At 73.3% G+C, this 16,306-nt stretch carries 17 protein-coding genes; 7 read left to right on the top strand and 10 right to left on the bottom strand.

Annotation, left to right across the window (positions count from 1 at the left end; all coding sequences use genetic code 11):
- Positions 1–263: 263 nt before the first annotated feature.
- On the top strand, positions 264–1,982 hold the full coding sequence (locus tag ABEA93_RS03875) for a DEAD/DEAH box helicase (protein WP_345673814.1): 1,719 nt from the start codon (positions 264–266) through the stop codon (positions 1,980–1,982).
- 45 nt (positions 1,983–2,027) lie between these two features.
- Here ABEA93_RS03875 and ABEA93_RS03870 read toward each other — a convergent pair whose 3' ends face one another.
- Both ABEA93_RS03870 and ABEA93_RS03865 read right to left on the bottom strand, forming a co-directional pair.
- On the bottom strand, positions 2,028–2,942 hold the full coding sequence (locus ABEA93_RS03870; protein WP_345673813.1) for an alpha/beta fold hydrolase: 915 nt from the start codon (positions 2,940–2,942) through the stop codon (positions 2,028–2,030).
- Positions 2,943–3,020: 78 nt separating this feature from the next.
- A complete protein-coding gene (locus ABEA93_RS03865) occupies positions 3,021–4,022 on the bottom strand; it encodes an NYN domain-containing protein (RefSeq protein WP_345673812.1) in 1,002 nt (333 codons plus the stop codon).
- 367 nt (positions 4,023–4,389) lie between these two features.
- Between ABEA93_RS03865 and ABEA93_RS03860 the strand changes: the two genes are divergently transcribed.
- Entirely contained in the window at positions 4,390–4,569 is a 180-nt protein-coding gene (locus ABEA93_RS03860; RefSeq protein WP_345673811.1) for a hypothetical protein, read from the top strand.
- 96 nt (positions 4,570–4,665) lie between these two features.
- On the opposite strand, the gene ABEA93_RS03855 is transcribed toward ABEA93_RS03860, so the two are convergent.
- From ABEA93_RS03855 to ABEA93_RS03840, 4 genes are all read right to left on the bottom strand, one after another.
- Positions 4,666–5,289, bottom strand: coding sequence for an MBL fold metallo-hydrolase (locus ABEA93_RS03855; RefSeq protein ID WP_345673810.1), 624 nt, complete (start codon positions 5,287–5,289; stop codon positions 4,666–4,668).
- Entirely contained in the window at positions 5,286–6,365 is a 1,080-nt protein-coding gene (locus ABEA93_RS03850; protein WP_345673809.1) for an S-(hydroxymethyl)mycothiol dehydrogenase, read from the bottom strand. Before ABEA93_RS03850 ends, ABEA93_RS03855 begins: the two co-directional genes overlap by 4 nt.
- 186 nt (positions 6,366–6,551) lie before the next feature.
- The gene (locus ABEA93_RS03845) at positions 6,552–7,400 is read right to left on the bottom strand and encodes a PHP domain-containing protein (protein WP_345673808.1); all 849 of its coding nucleotides are present in this window, start codon (positions 7,398–7,400) and stop codon (positions 6,552–6,554) included.
- A gap of 103 nt (positions 7,401–7,503) precedes the next feature.
- Complete coding sequence (locus tag ABEA93_RS03840) at positions 7,504–8,196, bottom strand: DUF6758 family protein (RefSeq protein WP_345673923.1); 693 nt, start codon at positions 8,194–8,196, stop codon at positions 7,504–7,506.
- 355 nt (positions 8,197–8,551) lie between these two features.
- Here ABEA93_RS03840 and ABEA93_RS03835 point away from each other — a divergent pair, with 355 nt between their 5' ends.
- On the top strand, positions 8,552–8,953 hold the full coding sequence (locus tag ABEA93_RS03835; protein WP_345673807.1) for an NUDIX hydrolase: 402 nt from the start codon (positions 8,552–8,554) through the stop codon (positions 8,951–8,953).
- Between the two features lie 42 nt (positions 8,954–8,995).
- A complete protein-coding gene (locus ABEA93_RS03830) occupies positions 8,996–9,943 on the top strand; it encodes a ribokinase (RefSeq protein WP_345673806.1) in 948 nt (315 codons plus the stop codon).
- A gap of 70 nt (positions 9,944–10,013) precedes the next feature.
- On the opposite strand, the gene ABEA93_RS03825 is transcribed toward ABEA93_RS03830, so the two are convergent.
- Positions 10,014–10,520 (bottom strand): MaoC family dehydratase, encoded by a 507-nt coding sequence (locus tag ABEA93_RS03825; protein ID WP_345673805.1) that lies wholly within the window; start codon positions 10,518–10,520, stop codon positions 10,014–10,016.
- A 219-nt stretch (positions 10,521–10,739) separates the two neighbouring features.
- Between ABEA93_RS03825 and ABEA93_RS03820 the strand changes: the two genes are divergently transcribed.
- Together ABEA93_RS03820 and ABEA93_RS03815 are read left to right on the top strand one after the other, a co-directional pair.
- Positions 10,740–11,972 carry an MFS transporter gene (locus ABEA93_RS03820; RefSeq protein ID WP_345673804.1) on the top strand — a complete coding sequence of 411 codons (1,233 nt, stop codon included), beginning with the start codon at positions 10,740–10,742 and terminating at the stop codon, positions 11,970–11,972.
- A gap of 37 nt (positions 11,973–12,009) precedes the next feature.
- A complete protein-coding gene (locus tag ABEA93_RS03815) occupies positions 12,010–12,438 on the top strand; it encodes a universal stress protein (protein WP_345673803.1) in 429 nt (142 codons plus the stop codon).
- Positions 12,439–12,501: 63 nt separating this feature from the next.
- Here ABEA93_RS03815 and ABEA93_RS03810 read toward each other — a convergent pair whose 3' ends face one another.
- Positions 12,502–13,116 carry a suppressor of fused domain protein gene (locus tag ABEA93_RS03810; protein WP_345673802.1) on the bottom strand — a complete coding sequence of 205 codons (615 nt, stop codon included), beginning with the start codon at positions 13,114–13,116 and terminating at the stop codon, positions 12,502–12,504.
- Between the two features lie 532 nt (positions 13,117–13,648).
- On the opposite strand from ABEA93_RS03810, the gene corA reads away from it, so the two are divergent.
- Positions 13,649–14,740 carry a magnesium/cobalt transporter CorA gene (gene corA, locus ABEA93_RS03805; protein WP_345673801.1) on the top strand — a complete coding sequence of 364 codons (1,092 nt, stop codon included), beginning with the start codon at positions 13,649–13,651 and terminating at the stop codon, positions 14,738–14,740.
- Positions 14,741–14,756: 16 nt separating this feature from the next.
- Here corA and ABEA93_RS03800 read toward each other — a convergent pair whose 3' ends face one another.
- Together ABEA93_RS03800 and ABEA93_RS03795 are read right to left on the bottom strand one after the other, a co-directional pair.
- Positions 14,757–15,287, bottom strand: coding sequence for a YflT domain-containing protein (locus tag ABEA93_RS03800; RefSeq protein ID WP_345673800.1), 531 nt, complete (start codon positions 15,285–15,287; stop codon positions 14,757–14,759).
- Between the two features lie 99 nt (positions 15,288–15,386).
- A complete protein-coding gene (locus ABEA93_RS03795; RefSeq protein ID WP_345673799.1) occupies positions 15,387–16,286 on the bottom strand; it encodes an alpha/beta fold hydrolase in 900 nt (299 codons plus the stop codon).
- Positions 16,287–16,306 lie beyond the last annotated feature (20 nt).

The following is a 16,306-nucleotide window of genomic DNA, read 5'->3' as shown; positions in this document are numbered from 1 at the left end:
CCCAAGACGACTTGGGGCCCCATCGAGGTCGAGGTCCCGTGTCGTGCCCCAGGCACAGAGCGGCAGCGGACGACGAGGTCCGCCCCGAATCCGCTCGGCGCGCCTGGCTGCGGCAACGCGGTCCTGACCCGCCTCGGTGAGCGGCGGCCCTACACACAGAAGAGGCTGGACCCCTGACCACATTCAGAGAACTTGGTGTATTTCCGGAAACCGCCGAGGCCCTGGAGAGCCTCGGCATCACCGAGGCGTTCCCCGTCCAGGAGATGACGCTGCCGGTGGCCCTCGCGGGCAGCGACGTGATCGGACAGGCGAAGACCGGCACGGGCAAGACCCTCGGCTTCGGCATCCCCGTCCTCCAGCGCGTGGTGACCCAGGCCGACGTCGAGGCCGGCCGCGCGACCGCGGTCCCGGGCAAGAGCCCGCAGGCGCTCGTCGTGGTGCCGACCCGCGAGCTGTGCGTCCAGGTCACCAACGACCTCCAGGGCGCGGGCAAGATGCGCTCGGTGCGCGTGCTCGCCGTGTACGGCGGCCGCGCCTACGAGCCGCAGGTCGAGGCGCTCCGGAAGGGCGTCGAGGTCGTCGTCGGCACGCCGGGCCGGCTGCTCGACCTGGCCGGGCAGGGCCACCTGGACATCTCCCAGGTACGCATGCTGGTGCTCGACGAGGCCGACGAGATGCTGGACCTGGGCTTCCTGCCGGACGTCGAGAAGATCGTCGACCGGCTGCCCGCGCGCCGCCAGACGATGCTGTTCTCCGCGACGATGCCCGGCCAGATCATCACGCTGGCGCGCCGCTACATGAGCCGCCCGACGCACATCCGCGCGTCCGCGCCGGACGACCAGGGCACCACGGTGGCCTCGGTCAGCCAGCACGTGTACCGCGCCCACGCGATGGACAAGCCGGAGATGCTCTCGCGCATCCTCCAGGCGAACGGCCGCGGCCTGGCCATGGTGTTCTGCCGGACCAAGCGCACTTGCGCGGACCTCGCCGAGGGCCTGTCCGAGCGCGGCTTCGCGGCCGCGGCGGTGCACGGCGACCTCGGGCAGGGCGCCCGCGAGCAGGCGCTGCGCGCGTTCCGCAACGGCAAGGTCGACGTGCTGGTGGCGACCGACGTCGCGGCCCGCGGCATCGACGTCGACGGCGTCACGCACGTCGTGAACTACCAGTGCCCCGAGGACGAGAAGACCTACCTGCACCGCATCGGCCGCACCGGCCGCGCGGGCGCGTCGGGTACCGCGGTCACGCTCGTCGACTGGGAGGACATGCCGCGCTGGGGCCTCATCAACAAGGCCCTGGAGCTGCCGTTCCCCGAGCCGCCGGAGACGTACTCGACGTCCGCGCACCTGTTCACGGAGCTGCAGATTCCCGAGTCGGCGACCGGCGTGCTCCCGCGCGCCGAGCGGACCCGTGCGGGCCTCGACGCCGAGGTGGTCGAGGACCTGGGAGAGACCGGCGGCAAGGGCGGCCGGGGCCGCGGCAAGGCGGGCAGCACGTCGTCGCGCGGCCGCTCGGGTTCCCGGTCCGGTCCGGAGACCGCCGAGGCACCGGCCGAGCCGAGCCGCCGCCGGGCGCCGGGCAGCCGTCGCCGCCGCCGTCTGAACGACGGTACGGAGCCGGCCGCCGCCGCAACCGCGGTCGCGGTCGTCGAGACCGTGGCGGACGCCGCGGTCGCGGCGCCGGTCAACCCGTCGACGGACCCGTTCGCCGTCCCGGCCCAGGCCCCGAAGCGGACGCGGACCCGGCGCAAGCCGGCCGCGGAGGCCGAGGCACCGGCCGAGACCGTGGCTCCGGTCGCGGACGGCGACGCGGAAGCCCCGAAGCGGACTCGTACGCGCCGCAAGCCCGCGGCGGAGGCCGAGGCTCCCGCCGAGACCGCCGCCCCGGTGGCCGAGGCCGCCGCGGAAGGCGACGCCGAGGCCCCGCGCCGCCGGCGCCGTCGCCGCCGTCCGGCGGGCGAGGGTGCCGCCGAAGCCGCGGAGTAAGCGGAGTAGGCACAGCAGGACCGATGACGGCCGGTGGCCGCGGATTTACCGCGGCGGCCGGCCGTCGGCGTTCCGTGCGGTCCCGTCCCAGAAGTCCGCGAGTTCCTTCGCGGTCGGCTCCGGGGCTTCCGCGTTGGGCGAGTGGGCGGCGCCGTCGACGACCGCGTGGCGGACGCCGAGGCGGCGGGCGGTTTCGGCCTGCCACGGGACCGGCCAGGCGTAGTCGCGCGTGCCGGACAGCACGAGGGCCGGCAGCCCGCCGACGATCAGGGCGGCCAGGTCCGGGGTGCGGTCGGGTTCGGTGCGCAGCTGGCGGGCGGCGGCGAGCAGCGCCGCCGGGGTGTTGGCGAGCCAGCGGGTCCGCAGGTAGTCCGCGACGCGCGGGTCGGAGGGCGGCAGGATGCCCGCTTCGGCGTCCATCGCCCGCATCGCGTCCCAGACCTGGCCGAGGGTGTGTGAGCCGAGCGCGTCTTCGAGCATCGCCAGGCGGGCCGCTTCGCTGTCCTGGATGGCGGCGGGGCCGGTGCTCATCAGCACGAGCGACGTGTAGCGGCCGGGCGCCGCCAAGACCGCCGAGCGGGCGACGAGCCCGCCGAACGAGTGGCCGACGAGGTGGACCGGCACTCCGGCGTGGCCGTCGGCCAGCGCGTCGCCGAACGCGGCCAGGTCGGCGACCAGCGTGCCGCGGTCGTACGCCGCCGGGTCGTCCGCGCCGCCCGGGGTCTCGTACTGCCCGCGCTGGTCGACCGCGGCCACCCGGTAGCCGCGTTGCGCGAGCGGGTCGAGCAGCGCGATGAAGTCCTCTTTGCCGCCGGTGAATCCGGGGACCAGCAGGGCCGTGCCGCGGACCGGCACCCCGGCGGGCGGTGCGGCTTCCAGGCACGCGAACGCGCCGCGCGGCGTCGGCACGCGGCGGGCGCGGGCGGTGTCGGGCAGATCGAGGAACGGCGGCGTGCTCACGGGTCCGAGCGTAGGACAGGCCGCGGCCGGGACGGGGCGGAAAAACCGGCGCGTCGACCGCGCGGGTGACGCGCCCGGTCAGCTTTCCCCGTGCGCCGGACCGAACTCCTGGGTGAGCCGGTCCCAGAAGCCGTTGCGCAGCGCCCGCCGCAGGTCCTCGTGCGGGCGGAGGGAGAACTGGAGTTCGCCTTCCGCGTCGACGAGCAGCGCCTTGTCGACGTTCTCCGGCAGCCGGGGGCCGGGCATCAGGCCGATCATGTCTTCGCGGCCGCGGGCGCCCAGCCAGCGTTCGGCGATCTTGCCGCCGAGCCGCCACACCTGGTCGAACGTCGGCACGGTGCCGCCGCCCTGCGCGGCACCCGACGCCGGTGCCGCCGCGGCGACGGCGACGGCCGGGGGCTGTACGGAACGGAGCACGCACGGCGCGCAGAAGTCGTGGTGCAGGGTGCGCGTCACGTCGGCTTCCCAGACGAGTGGCTCGGCCTGGTTCATGCCGTACGCGGGTTCGATCCCCCACAGGTGCACGCGCACCCCGTACGACTGCGCGGACTCCACGGCCAGCACCAGGTCCTCGTCGCCGCTGACCACGACCGCGTCCTCGATGGCGCGGTTGCGGGCGAGGGACTCCAGGTCGCTGCGGATGAGCGAGTCGACGCCCTTCTGCTGGTTGTGCGCGTTGAGGTTGCCGAGCCGCACCTTGACGTCGGGCAGCTCGGCGACCTGCTTCTGCTCGAACGTGGGGACCCGGTTGCGGGCGCCGTCGTACCAGTAGACGCGCAGCAGGCGGCCTTCCGGGAAGACCTTGCGGGCCTCGTCGATGAGCGAGCTGATGAGGAATTCCGCGTCGATGCGGAACGCGCGGCGTTCGGCGGTGCCCGCGACGAGCAGGCCGATGGCGGCGTACACGTAGCCGACGTCGACGAACACCGCGTGCGTCCCTGCGTGCGGCGGCGCGGACACCAGGCGCACCGGAACCGCGGCGGGCTGCGGCCCGGGGGTGTCGGAGCCGCCCGGCGCGCCGCGGCCGGCCTCGTCGGGGCCGCCCGCGTGGTCCGCTGTGCGTCGCTCGTCGCCGTGCAAGGTCCGGCCTTTCGTCGCTGCTGGTCGTCGGCCCCCGCCCGACCGCGCTCGCCGCCGGGTTCCCGGTGGTCCGCCGATCCGGTTCGTATTGTCCCCTGCCCGCCCTCCGCGAGGCTTCCACCGCCCGGGATTTCCCGGTGACTTTTCGGTACCGGGAATGCGCCGGGTGTGAAGTGTGTTGTGCAGGTCACCACCGTTCCGCGCCGAGCCGCGTCCGAGTCGTCGAAAAGAATTCTCGGACGTCTTGTGCGCCGCGCGCTTTCGGTGGTCGATTTGTACGCTATGTCGTGTTCGGCAGTCGCACCCCGATGCGGCCGCCGAACACGTTTTCCCAGTACGACGGGAATCGAGGAGAAGGGAGGCGCGTATGCGCTACCGAATCACCAACCTCACCCGCAACGACTCGACCGACCCTGCCGGCAAGCCGCTCGTGGACGGCGAGGCCGTCCAGGAGGCGGTGGCCCGGGCCGCGGCCCGCGGTGAAAGCCTCTACATCAGGCCTGTCTCGCCGAAGCCGGAAACGGCCGCGGCCACGCAGACCGTCTGACTTGCGCATGAAGGGCGCCTCACCCGTTCGGGTGAGGCGCCCTTTCGCTGCCAGCGGCATGCCGGAGCCGCGCCGCGGGGCAGTCGCAGGGGCACGTCAGTGACCGCGGGCCACCCAGGCGTCGTAGTCCCGCGCCTCGGCGCCGATGGTCGTCTCGTCGCCGTGCCCGGTCAGCACCCGCGTACCGTCCGGCAGCGTGAGGAGCCGGTCCCGGATCGAGTCGAGGATGACCGGGAACGAGGAGAACGACCGCCCGGTCGCGCCCGGGCCGCCGCGGAACAGCGTGTCGCCGGAGAACAGCACGTCCAGGTCGGGCGCGTACAGGCACACCGCGCCCGGCGCGTGCCCCGGGGTGTGCACGACCCGCAGCTCGGTGCCGGCCACCTTGAACACCTCGCCGTCGGCCAGCTCCCGGTCCGGCGCCCGCTCCGGGTACACGACGTCCCACAGCATCCGGTCCTGCGGGTGCAGGTGGACCGGCGCGCCGAAGCGCTCGGCGAGCGCGGCCGCCGCGTTGATGTGGTCGTTGTGGCCGTGCGTGCACACGATCCCGACCAGGCGCCGGTCGCCGACGGCGGCCGCGATCGCGTCAGCGTCGTGCGCGGCGTCGACGACGAGCGCCTCGCTCGCGTCGCCGACGATCCACACGTTGTTGTCGACGTCGAAGTCCTGCCCGTCGAGCGAGAAGACGCCGGAGGTGACCAGGTGCTCGATGCTCACAGGACCACCACCGACCGCAGCACGTCGCCGTGGTGCATCTTGGTGAACGCCTGCTCGACCTCGTCCAGCTTGATCGTCTCCGACACGAACCCGTCGAGCGGCAGGCGGCCGCGCAGGTACAGGTCGATGAGGATCGGGAAGTCACGGGTCGGCAGGCAGTCGCCGTACCAGGACGACTTGAGCGCGCCGCCGCGGCCGAAGACCTCGATCATCGGCAGTTCGATCTTCAGCTCCGGCGTCGGCACGCCCACCAGGACGACGGTGCCGGCCAGGTCGCGGGCGTAGAACGCCTGCTCGTAGGTCTCCGGGCGGCCGACCGCCTCGACGACCAGGTCCGCCCCGTTGCCTTCGGTGAGCGCCTTGATCGCCTCGACCGGGTCCGTGTCGCGCGCGTTGACCGTGTCGGTCGCGCCGAAGCCCTTCGCCCACTCCAGCTTGCGCGGATCGACGTCGACCGCGATGACCTTGCGCGCGCCCGCCAGGTGCGCGGCGGCGATCGCCGCGTTGCCGACACCGCCGCAGCCGATGACCGCGACCGAGTCGCCGCGCTGCACGTTGCCCGTGTTGGCGGCGGCGCCGAAGCCCGCCATCACCCCGCAGCCGATCAGGCCCGCGGCCTCCGGACGCGCGGCCGGGTCGACCTTCACGCACTGCCCCGCGGCCACCAGCGTCATCTCCGCGAACGCGCCGATGCCGAGCGCCGGGGCCAGCGGCGTGCCGTCCTCCAGCGTCATCTGCTGCGTGGCGTTCAGGGACGCGAAGCAGTACCAGGGACGCCCGCGCAGACACGAACGGCACTCGCCGCACGGCGCCCGCCACGCCAGGACCACGTAGTCGCCCGGCGCCAGACCGGTGACGCCCTCGCCCACCGACTCGACGATCCCGGCCGCCTCGTGCCCGAGCAGGAACGGGAAGTCGTCGTTGATGCCGCCCTCGCGGTAATGCAGGTCGGTGTGGCACACACCGCACGCCTGCACCTTCACCCGGGCCTCACCCGGCCCCGGGTCCGGGACGACGATGTTCTCCACGGTGACCGGCGCGCCCTTGCCCCGAGCCACCACACCACGAACCAGCATCCGCTGCTCCCCTCCGCCTGTTACGCCTGTTCCGCATGTCGTGCGGGTTGTGCATGTTGCGCTTGGTCCGTGCGGCCCGGGACAGCCGCCCGGGTCCACACGTGTCGAAAGCCGAGTGCTCGGACGGCTTTCGTTTCGCACTGTAACGGTGTCACGCGGACCCGTGGACGCGGGCGCCGAACACGCTCACGCCCGGAGCAACGGAACCCCGCGGCCCTGGTCCGCGATCGCCGCGAACACCTCGGGATCCGTCGTGAACTGCCCGATCCCGATGATCTTGCGCGAGCCGTGGTAATCGCTCGACCCGGTCGCGACGAGCCCGAGGCCGCGCGCGAGATCGCGCAGCCGGGCGCGCGTCTCGTCGTCGTGGTCGAGGTGGTCGACCTCCAGACCCGCCAGGCCCGCCTCGGCGAGTTCCTCGATCGTCGCGTCGGACACCGTCCGCCCGCGCTTGCTCGCCGCCGGGTGCGCGAACACCGGCACGCCGCCCGCCGCACGGATCAGCCGGACCGCGTGCACCGCGGTGATCTCGTACTTGCCGACGAACGCGCGGCCGCCGTCCTTGAGCCACTCGGGCGTGAACGCGTCCGACACATCGGCCACCACGCCCGCTTCGACCAGCGCCGTCGCCACGTGCGGCCGCCCGACCGCGCCGTCCCCGGCGATCTCCCGGACGCGCTCCCAGGTGATCGGCGCGCCGAGTCCGATACACCGCTCGACCATCGCGCGGGCCCGCCGCACCCGGTCGGTGCGCACCAGTTCGCGCTCCCGGGCGAACTCCGGCTCGGCGTCGTCGAACAGGTAGCCGAGCATGTGCAGGCTGATCCCGTCGCCGTCGATGCAGCTGATCTCCGCGCCGCGCACCAGCGTGAGGTCCGCGGGGAGAGCATCGGCGGCCTCGGCCCAGCCGCCGGTGGTGTCGTGGTCGGTCAGCGCGACGACGTCCAACCCCGCGTCGCGCGCGATGCGGACGAGCGCGGCGGGGCTGTCCGTACCGTCGGAGGCGGTGCTGTGGGTGTGCAGGTCGATGCGCACGCGGACCTCGCTGGGGTCGATCGGGTGAGGCGATCAACAGTAGTCAGCGCGGGTGCGCGGGCGGGCGGGGCGGCGGGTTCGCTCGGTTCGGCGGCCCGCCTGTTCAGTTCGGCGGCCGGGCCGGCGGCAGCGGGCTCGACGGCGGGTTCTGCGGCGGCTGGGTCAGCAACTGCGGCGACAGCGCGCCGCACGGCAGCATCTGGATCTCGCCGCCCGCGTCGCGCAGGTCGGTGAGGACCACGTCGTCGTACACCAGGTGCCCGGTCTTGCCGGGCCACAGCACGGCCCAGATCCACAGGCCGAGCGCCTCGCCCGCGTAGACCGCCCGGTCGGGCGGCGCGTCGGGGACGCACCACAGCGGCGTGGGGTGCCCGGCGGCGAGGACCTTCGCGGGCGCGGGCCCGCTGCCGAGCAGGTCGGTGCCCGGATCCGGGCCGGGCAGGCCCGCATACCGCGCGCCCATGCCGATGCCCAGCTCCTCGGCGACCAGCACCAGCTCGCCGAGGCCGCCCAGCGGACCGGGCCCGGTACAGGCCACCGCCACGGCGCGCGGCCCGGACTTGTCGTCGCCCGCGTGCGCGACACCCGTGAACAGCCAGCCGACCGGAAGCGGCCAGGGCAGCCAGACCGGAACCCGGGAGCGGCGGACGACCGCGTCCAACGCATCGATGCTCGGCGGAACCACCGGCTGCATGGGCGCCACGGCTCCGTGCAGCGGACATTGCCAGGTCTCGGAGAACAGGCCCGGAGCACGGACCCGACTCCCACAGCGCGGGCAGCTCGGCTCGCCCTTCATAGGCATGACGGTCCCCTGCCGACGCGCGTGAGTCAAGGACGATCACCCCTTCGGCGTCGCGCGGCCCACACCGGGGCAGGTCGGGCGCTCCGGCGCGGTCGGGACCGGCGTGTCGGGCCGACGGGTCGGCCGACGTGCCGGGCCGGGCGAACGCAACTTCCGATTACCCGATGGTCATACCCAAAGGGGGTCCCCTTGCTCACCAGACTGCCGCAAACGTGCACGTCGGCGCCCCGAGCGCCCACCCAGCCTGGGGACGATCCGTCGGCCAACCCCACCGCAGCACGCACAGACTTCGGCAGACACGTCCCGATTGCCCGTTCACGGCACCCCTTTGGTGGATACGCTCCCCGTTATGCGGCCTACTCCCTGTGTCGGCGCGATCGTCCTCGACGGCGAGGGGCGGCTCTTGCTGATCCGCCGCGGTACCCCGCCGGGCAAGGGCCTGTGGTCGCTGCCGGGTGGGCGCGTCGAAGCCGGCGAGTCCGACGCGGACGCGCTGCGCCGCGAACTCGCCGAGGAAACCGGGCTCGACATAGCGGTCGGCCCGCTGGTCGGCACCGTCCGCCGGGCCGCGCCCGACGGCGGCGTCTACGACATCCGCGACTACGCCTGCATCGTGCACGGCGGCGAACTGCGCGCGGGCGACGACGCCGAGGACGCGCGCTGGGTGCCGCCGCACGAACTCCTGCGCCTGGAACTCACCGACGGGCTCCTCGACGCGCTCCGCGACTGGAACGTCCCGGGCGTGGCCTGACTGCCGGGCCGCGGCCCCGCGGGCCTGTGGCAGATTGTCGCGATGACCACGCCCCCGGAAGTCCTCGTCATCGGCTCCGTCAACGCCGACCTCGTCGTCCGCGTCCCGCACCACCCGCGTCCCGGCGAGACCGTCCTGGGCGCCGACCTGGTGGTGCACCCGGGCGGCAAGGGCGCGAACCAGGCCGTCGCCGCGGCCCGGCTCGGCGCACGGGTGGCGTTCGCGGGGCGCGTCGGCTCGGACGCCTACGGCCCGATGCTGCTGGACAGCCTGCGCGGCGCGGGCGTGGACACCGCGCTGGTCGGCGTGTCCGACGGCGCCAGCGGCGTCGCGATGATCACCGTCGACGACGCCGGCGAGAACGCGATCGCGGTCTCCCCCGGTGCCAACGCCACCGTGCTCCCGGCGGCGATGGCGCAGGTCGAGGCGGTGCTCGCGACGGTGCCGGTGGTGGTCACCCAGCTCGAGATCCCGGACGAGGCCGTGGACTGGCTGCTGCGGCTCGGCCGCGCGCACGGCACCCGGGTGGTGGTGAACCCGTCCCCGGGCCCGTGGCGGACCTCCGACGACAACGTGGCCGCCTGCGATCCGCTCGTGGTGAACCGGATCGAGGCGGCGGAGATCCTCGGCATGCCGTCGTTCGGCGGCACGCCCGACGAGGCGCTGGCGGCGCTCCGCACGTGGCGCGACCGCCCGCTGCGCCCGAAGTCCGTCGTGGTGACGCTGGGCGGCGACGGCGCGGTGCTGTTCGACGGCGACGGGGAGCCGGTGCACGTGCCCGCCGCGAAGGTGGCGCCGGTGGACACCACGGGCGCCGGGGACGCGTTCACCGGCGCGCTCGCGTGGCGGCTCGCCCGCGGCGACGGATTGGCGGACGCGGTGCGTCTCGCCGTCCGGGTCGGTGCCGCGGCGACCACGCGGGCCGGAGCGCAAAGCTCCTACCCGACCCTGGCCGAACTCGCCGAGCGGGCGCCGGAGAACATCCTCTGACCTGCGGATTCGGCGCGGCCGGACACCCCGCACGCCCCGGGGTGCCGGGGTGTCCCGCCGCGTTCCGGCGTCAGGATTCGCGCAGCTCCGGGCGGCCGGGCTGCTCGCCGCCGCGGGCCTCGCCGTAGGACACCTTCGGCACCATCACCTTGCGGCGGAAGATGCACACGAGGGTGCCGTCCTGCTTGTAGCCCTTGGTCTCGACGTGGACGACGCCGCGGTCGTCCTTCGACTTGGACTCCCACTTGTCCAGGACGGTGGTCTCGCCGTAGATCGTGTCGCCGTGGAACGTCGGCGCGACGTGCCGGAGCGACTCGATCTCCAGGTTCGCGATCGCCTTGCCCGAGACGTCCGGCACGGACATGCCGAGCAGCAGCGAGTAGATGTAGTTGCCCACCACGACGTTCTTGCCGAAGTCGGTCGTCTTCTCGGCGTAGTTGACGTCCATGTGGAGGGGGTGGTGGTTCATCGTGAGCAGGCAGAACAGGTGGTCGTCGTACTCGGTGACCGTCTTGCCGGGCCAGTGCTTGTAAATCGCACCGACCTCGAACTCCTCGTAGTAGCGGCCAAACTGCATGGGATATGCGGTCCTCTCTCGGGGAGCCCCGTGGGGTTCTGCGGCACATCATCCCGGAAGGCGGTTACCGGTAGGTAGGGCACCCCTCCCCGCGACCCGCCGATACCGCCCGCTCCCGCATCCGGCCGAAGACCGGCCTCGCCGCCCCAAAATTTAGGTGTACGATACATTAATTAGCAGAGCTAAAGAATGCTCGGACGCTGAGCAAAGGAGGTCGGCATGTCCGCCGCGCACCGCGATGCCGCATCCGGGGGAAGCATCCTGCGGCAGCCGATGGCCGTGTGGGCCACCGCGTTCGCCGCCGTCGTCGCCTTCATGGGGATCGGCCTCGTCGACCCGATCCTCCCCTCGATCGCCAAAGGCCTGGACGCCTCGCCCAGCCAGGTCTCCCTGCTGTTCACCAGCTACTTCCTGATCACCGCGGTCGCGATGCTGGTCACCGGCTTCGTGTCCAGCCGCATCGGCGGGCGGCGCACGCTGCTGCTCGGGCTCGCGCTGGTCGTGGTGTTCGCGGCACTGTCCGGCACATCCGACTCGGTCGGCGAACTCGTCGGCTTCCGCGCCGGATGGGGGCTCGGCAACGCGCTGTTCGTGTCCACGTCGCTGGCGGTCATCGTCGGCGCGGCCAGCGGCGGCAGCGCCGCGGCGATCCTGCTCTACGAATCCGCTCTCGGCCTCGGCATGTCCTGCGGCCCGCTGCTCGGCGCCGTCCTCGGCGACGCGAGCTGGCGCTACCCGTTCTACGGGACCGCCGCGCTGATGGCCGTCGGCTTCGTCGCCATCACCGTGCTGCTGAAGGAGCAGCCCAGGCCCGCGGCCAAGGTCGGCCTGCTCGACCCGGTCAAGGCGCTCGGCCACAAGGGCCTCGCAGCCACCGCCGGCTCGGCGTTCTTCTACAACTACGGCTTCTTCACGGTCCTCGCGTTCACCCCGTTCGTGCTGGACATGAGCCCGTACAAGTCCGGCGCGGTGTTCTTCTGCTGGGGCGTGCTGCTGGCGCTGTGCTCGGTGCTCGTCGCGCCGCGGCTGCAGGCCAGGTTCGGCTCGGTGAACGTCGCGGCGGCCAGTCTGGTGCTGTTCGCGGCGGACCTCGGGGTCATCGCGTACGGGTCCAAGCCGGTGATCGTGACGTGCGTCATCGTTTCGGGAGCCTTCATCGGGATCAACAACACGGTGTTCACCGAAATGGCTCTGGAGGTGTCGGATGCGCCGCGTCCCGTCGCCTCGGCCGGGTACAACTTCGTGCGCTGGTTCGCCGCGGCGGCCGCGCCGTACCTCGCCCCGAAGCTCGAGGAGCACTTCGACGTGCACGTGCCGTTCCTCGTCGCGACCGCCGCGTGTGTCGTTGCCGCGGGCGTCGTGGTCGGCACCCGGCGCGTCCTCACCCCGGCGGAGAACGACGAACACGTCGGCGTAACGTCGACCCCGACGCCCGCCGCGGCCCGCCCGTAGCCCGTCCACCGAGCACGCAGATCAGGAAGAAGCAGCCATGTACCAGCGCATCCTCGTCGCCGTCGACGCCACCCCCGAGACCGCGGACGTGCTCGCGGCCGTAGCCGACCTGGCCAAGCCGCTCGGCGCCCAGGTCCGCGTGCTGCACGTGCAGACCGTCGACGTGGTCGACGGCGGCGGAGCGGGCGGCATCGTCGAGGAAGAGAGCGACAGCGAGGCCAAGAAGGTCGTCACCGACGCCGTCGACAAGCTGCGCGCCGCGGGGGTCGCGGAGGTCGAAGGCTGGGCGGGCGAGACGCTGCGCAGCGACATCCCGAACGCCGTCCTCGACCAGGCCAAGGACTACGGCGCGGACGTGCTCGTGCTCGGCTCGCGCCGCTACCACGGCCTGGCGCGGCTGTTCCTGGGCAGCGTGAGCGACGCCATCGTGCACCGCGCGCCGTGCCCGGTGCTGCTGGTGCCGTAAGCGGCACCCGGGCCGAGGGCTCGGTCAGCCCTTGGTCCACCCCTGGTCGGCCCCTGGTCGGCTCTAGTCCGCCCCGAGGGGGACGGCCGCGCGGCGCGGGTCGCGCAGGTCGGTGCCGTGCCGGAGCCAGCGCTCCTGCAACGCCTCACCGCCGTGCACCCGCTTCCACGCGGTCTCCCCCGCGGTCATCGGCAGCAGCGGCAGGAACCGGACCGGTTCGGCGGGCTCGGGAAGCGGCAAGTCCGCGACCAGTCCGCCGGGTTCGCCGACCAGGACGGCGGTGAACGCGGCGCCCTCCCACAGCGGCCCGCCGACGTCGAGCGACGCACCCGGGGCCACGATCACACCCTCGACCTGCGGCGACGCGGCGAACACGGCGAGCGGCCGGAGTGCCGAGTCCTGCGATCCGCGGACGGACAGCACGAGTTCGGCGCGCGGCCCGCGCACCGGGTCGGCCAGGGCGGCCGCCGGGTCGGTCATCGGCGCACGCGACATGCCGAGCGTGGCGTACCGCACGACCCCGGTCTCGTCGGGTCCGAAGCGCAGCACCTCGATGCGATCGGTGCCGACGAACGTGACGCCGGCGCGCCCGCTCGGTTCGCCGAACGCCGCGGTCAGATGGGCCTCCACCGCGGGCGTCGGGTCGGGCACGTCGTGGTGCGGCGTCATGTCGAACATGCGCGCATCGTACGTCGGCCGCGCGCCGTTCACCGGAACCGGGCCGTCTCGGAACCTGCCGCCTGCTACCCTGATTTGCTGGCCCCATCGGGCGGCCCTCGGAGGGCGCCGCGATCGAGCCGGGCTATTCAGGCATACCGTGCGGGCGCCCCGAGCGGCGGCGCGCGGTGGACGTGCTCCCGTCGGACCGGGTCCGCGGGAGGCTTCCCCTAGCGGGGACAGGCCGAGGGAGGTGGTAGTGGTGCATACCGGCCCATCGTGCAGTACCGGCGGTTCACCCGACCTCCCGCGAACCACCTGCTGAGTCCGCGCTTTCGCCGACGCCGCACCCCGTTCCGCCCCGCCGTCCGGCGCGGGCCGGTTCCGCCGTGCCGCGTGCCGTCTCCGCGGTCCGGATCCGCGCGTTTCCGCGTGCGGTTCCCCGAGTCCCGCTGCCGCTGACGCACCGGGGCATGCCGTGCTCGCCGTACCCCGCACTGCCGTGCGCGGGCAGCCGCATGCCTTGACGCGCCCTCCTGTGAAGGAGCCCGCCATGTCGATGATCCGAGACCTCCGCGCCGCCGTCCGTCCCGCCGTGGCCCGCCGCCGGGCCGCGTCGGACGCCGTGCCCGATCCGGTCGTCTCGGGCAATTGCGTGGTCGACTGCGCGGTGTACCGCGACGGGAGCCGGGTGGTCGGCTGCGCGACGCCGGGCGAGGCGATCCGCGACGTGCACGACCAGGGCAGCGGCTTCGTGTGGATCGGCCTGCACGAGCCGACGAGCGACGAACTCGCGGGCATCGCCGAGCGGTTCGACCTGCACCCGCTCGCCGTCGAGGACGCTGTGAAGGCGCATCAGCGGCCGAAGCTGGAGCGCTACGACGACACGCTGTTCGCGGTCTTCAAGACGGTCCGCTACGTCGAGCACGAGCACCTGACGGCGACCAGCGAGGTCGTCGAGACCGGCGAGATCATGGTGTTCCTCGGCGGCGACTTCGTCATCACCGTCCGGCACGGCCTGCACGGCGGCCTCGGCGAACTGCGGCACCGCCTGGAGGCGAACGCCGAACTCCTCGGCGCGGGGCCGTCGTCGGTGCTGCACGCGGTCGCGGACCGGGTCGTGGACACGTACCTGGAGGTCACCCAGGCGCTCCAGGACGACATCGACGACGTGGAGAACGAGGTCTTCGGCGGCCGCGGCTCCGGCGACGCCGGCCGGATCTACCAGCTCAAGCGCGAAGTCCTGGAGCTCAAGCGCGCGGTGACCCCGCTGGCCCGCCCCATGCAGACGCTCGCCGAACGGCCGATGCGGCAGATCCACCCGGACATCCGCGAGTACTTCCGGGACGTCGAGGACCACCTCGCGCGGGTGAGCGAGCAGGTCGCGTCGTTCGACGAACTGCTGACGTCGATCCTCCAGGCCAACCTGGCCCAGGTGACGGTCACCCAGAACGAGGACATGCGGCGCATCTCCGCCTGGGTGGCGATCTTCGCCGTGCCGACGATGGTCGCCGGGATCTACGGCATGAACTTCGACCACATGCCGGAACTCCATTGGGAGTACGGCTACCCGGCCGTGCTCGGCGTGACGCTGACCGTGTGCCTGCTGATCCACCGCGGGTTCCGCCGCAACGGCTGGCTGTAGCCGGACGGCCCGCAGACTACAGGCTGAGCCGCCCGACGATGTTGCGGGCGCGTTCGGCGTACGCCGCTTCGGCGAGCACGTCGTAACGCGCCGCGACGATCTGGCTGCTGGAGATGAAGTCGCGCTTCCCGCCCGTGGAGCGGTAGCCGAGCCAGCCGAACAGTGCGCCCGCGGCGGCGCCCCACAGCAGGCCCATGAGGACGATCCACACCCAGCTCATCGCCCGCTCGGCGAAGATGCCCAGGAACAAGCCGATGAGCAGGCCGAACCACAGGCCGCTCGCGGCTCCGGCCATGGTGGCCTTCTTCGCGTCGAGCCGGCCGAGCACCCGCTCGACCATGCGCAGGTCGGCGCCGACGATCGAGGTGTGCTCGACGGGGAAGCCGTTGTCGGACAGGTAGTCCACGGCGCGCTGGGCCCCGGCGTAGTCGGTGTACGACGCGATGACTTCGCCGCCGCCCCCGGGGGCGCCCCCGGCGGCCGGGGTAATGCGTTCCTGGCCGAACATGGTGTCCTCTCGGTCCGTGGCGGGTGGACCGGTGCGCACGTACCGGTCCACCCGATGCGGACCGTCTACCCGATTCGGACGATTCAACGCATTTCCGCCAGCGACTCCGAGGGGCCGAAAGCCGGAGCCCCGGACCGGTCACGCCTCCGCGAGGACGTCTCGGACCGCCGCCGCCACCGCGTCCGGGCGGTCGATCATCAGCATGTGCGCGGCGTCCTCGACGACATCGCAGCGGCCCCGCGGCGCCAGCGCGGCCAACGTCCGCTGCCGGTCGAGCCACCGGGCCTTGACCGCGTCCGGCTCGCGGCCGCCCCCGGCGGCGAGGACCCGCAGGGGCACGTCGGGGAACACCGTGCGGTCCCGCAGCCGCAGGAGTTCGGCGGCCTGGTCGAGGTAGGTGGTGTTCTCGGTGAACGCCGCGGTGAGGAAGCGGCCGGACGCGTAGGACCGGCGCGTCCACTCCGGGTCCCCGGCATCGCGGCCGCGCCGGCTGAAGCCGCGCACCGCGAGCCGCCGCAGCGCCGGGCCGACCGGGCGGCTGAGCCCGGTGAGCCGGAACGTGCCGCCGATCGCGCGGGCCAGCGCGAGCCGGGCGGCCGGGGCCGGGCGGGCGCGCGCCGCGGGTTCGGCGCTCGCGTCGACGAGGACGACGCCGGCGGTGTGTTCGGGGTGGAGGCGGGCGAACGCCTCCGCGTGGAACCCGGCGTAGGAGTGCGCCACGATCACATACGGCCCGGGTGCGCCCACAGCCTCGGCAACCGCGCGCAGGCGCTCGGTCTCGCCGTACAGCGTCGGCGGCCGCGGATCGGGGGCGCTGAGGCCGAGGCCGGGCCGGTCGAAGCGCACGACGCGGCCGTGCGGGGCGAGCAGCGGCACCGTGGTGTCCCAGTCGAACCACGCGCAGGCGAGGCCGCTGGTGACGAGCACGGTCGGCCCGGCGCCGTCCTGGACGACGTGCAGCACGGTGCCGTCGACGCGGACGAAGCTGCCGGGGGCGGGGCTGCAGTTCGAGCGGGGCATCATGACCCAGCGTCGCATATACCAGATGGCCGTCACCC

It is taken from the genome of Yinghuangia aomiensis, from assembly GCF_039542225.1.
Taxonomy (GTDB): Bacteria; Actinomycetota; Actinomycetes; order Streptomycetales; family Streptomycetaceae; genus Yinghuangia; species Yinghuangia aomiensis.
This window is presented reverse-complemented; position numbering and strand designations above follow the sequence as displayed.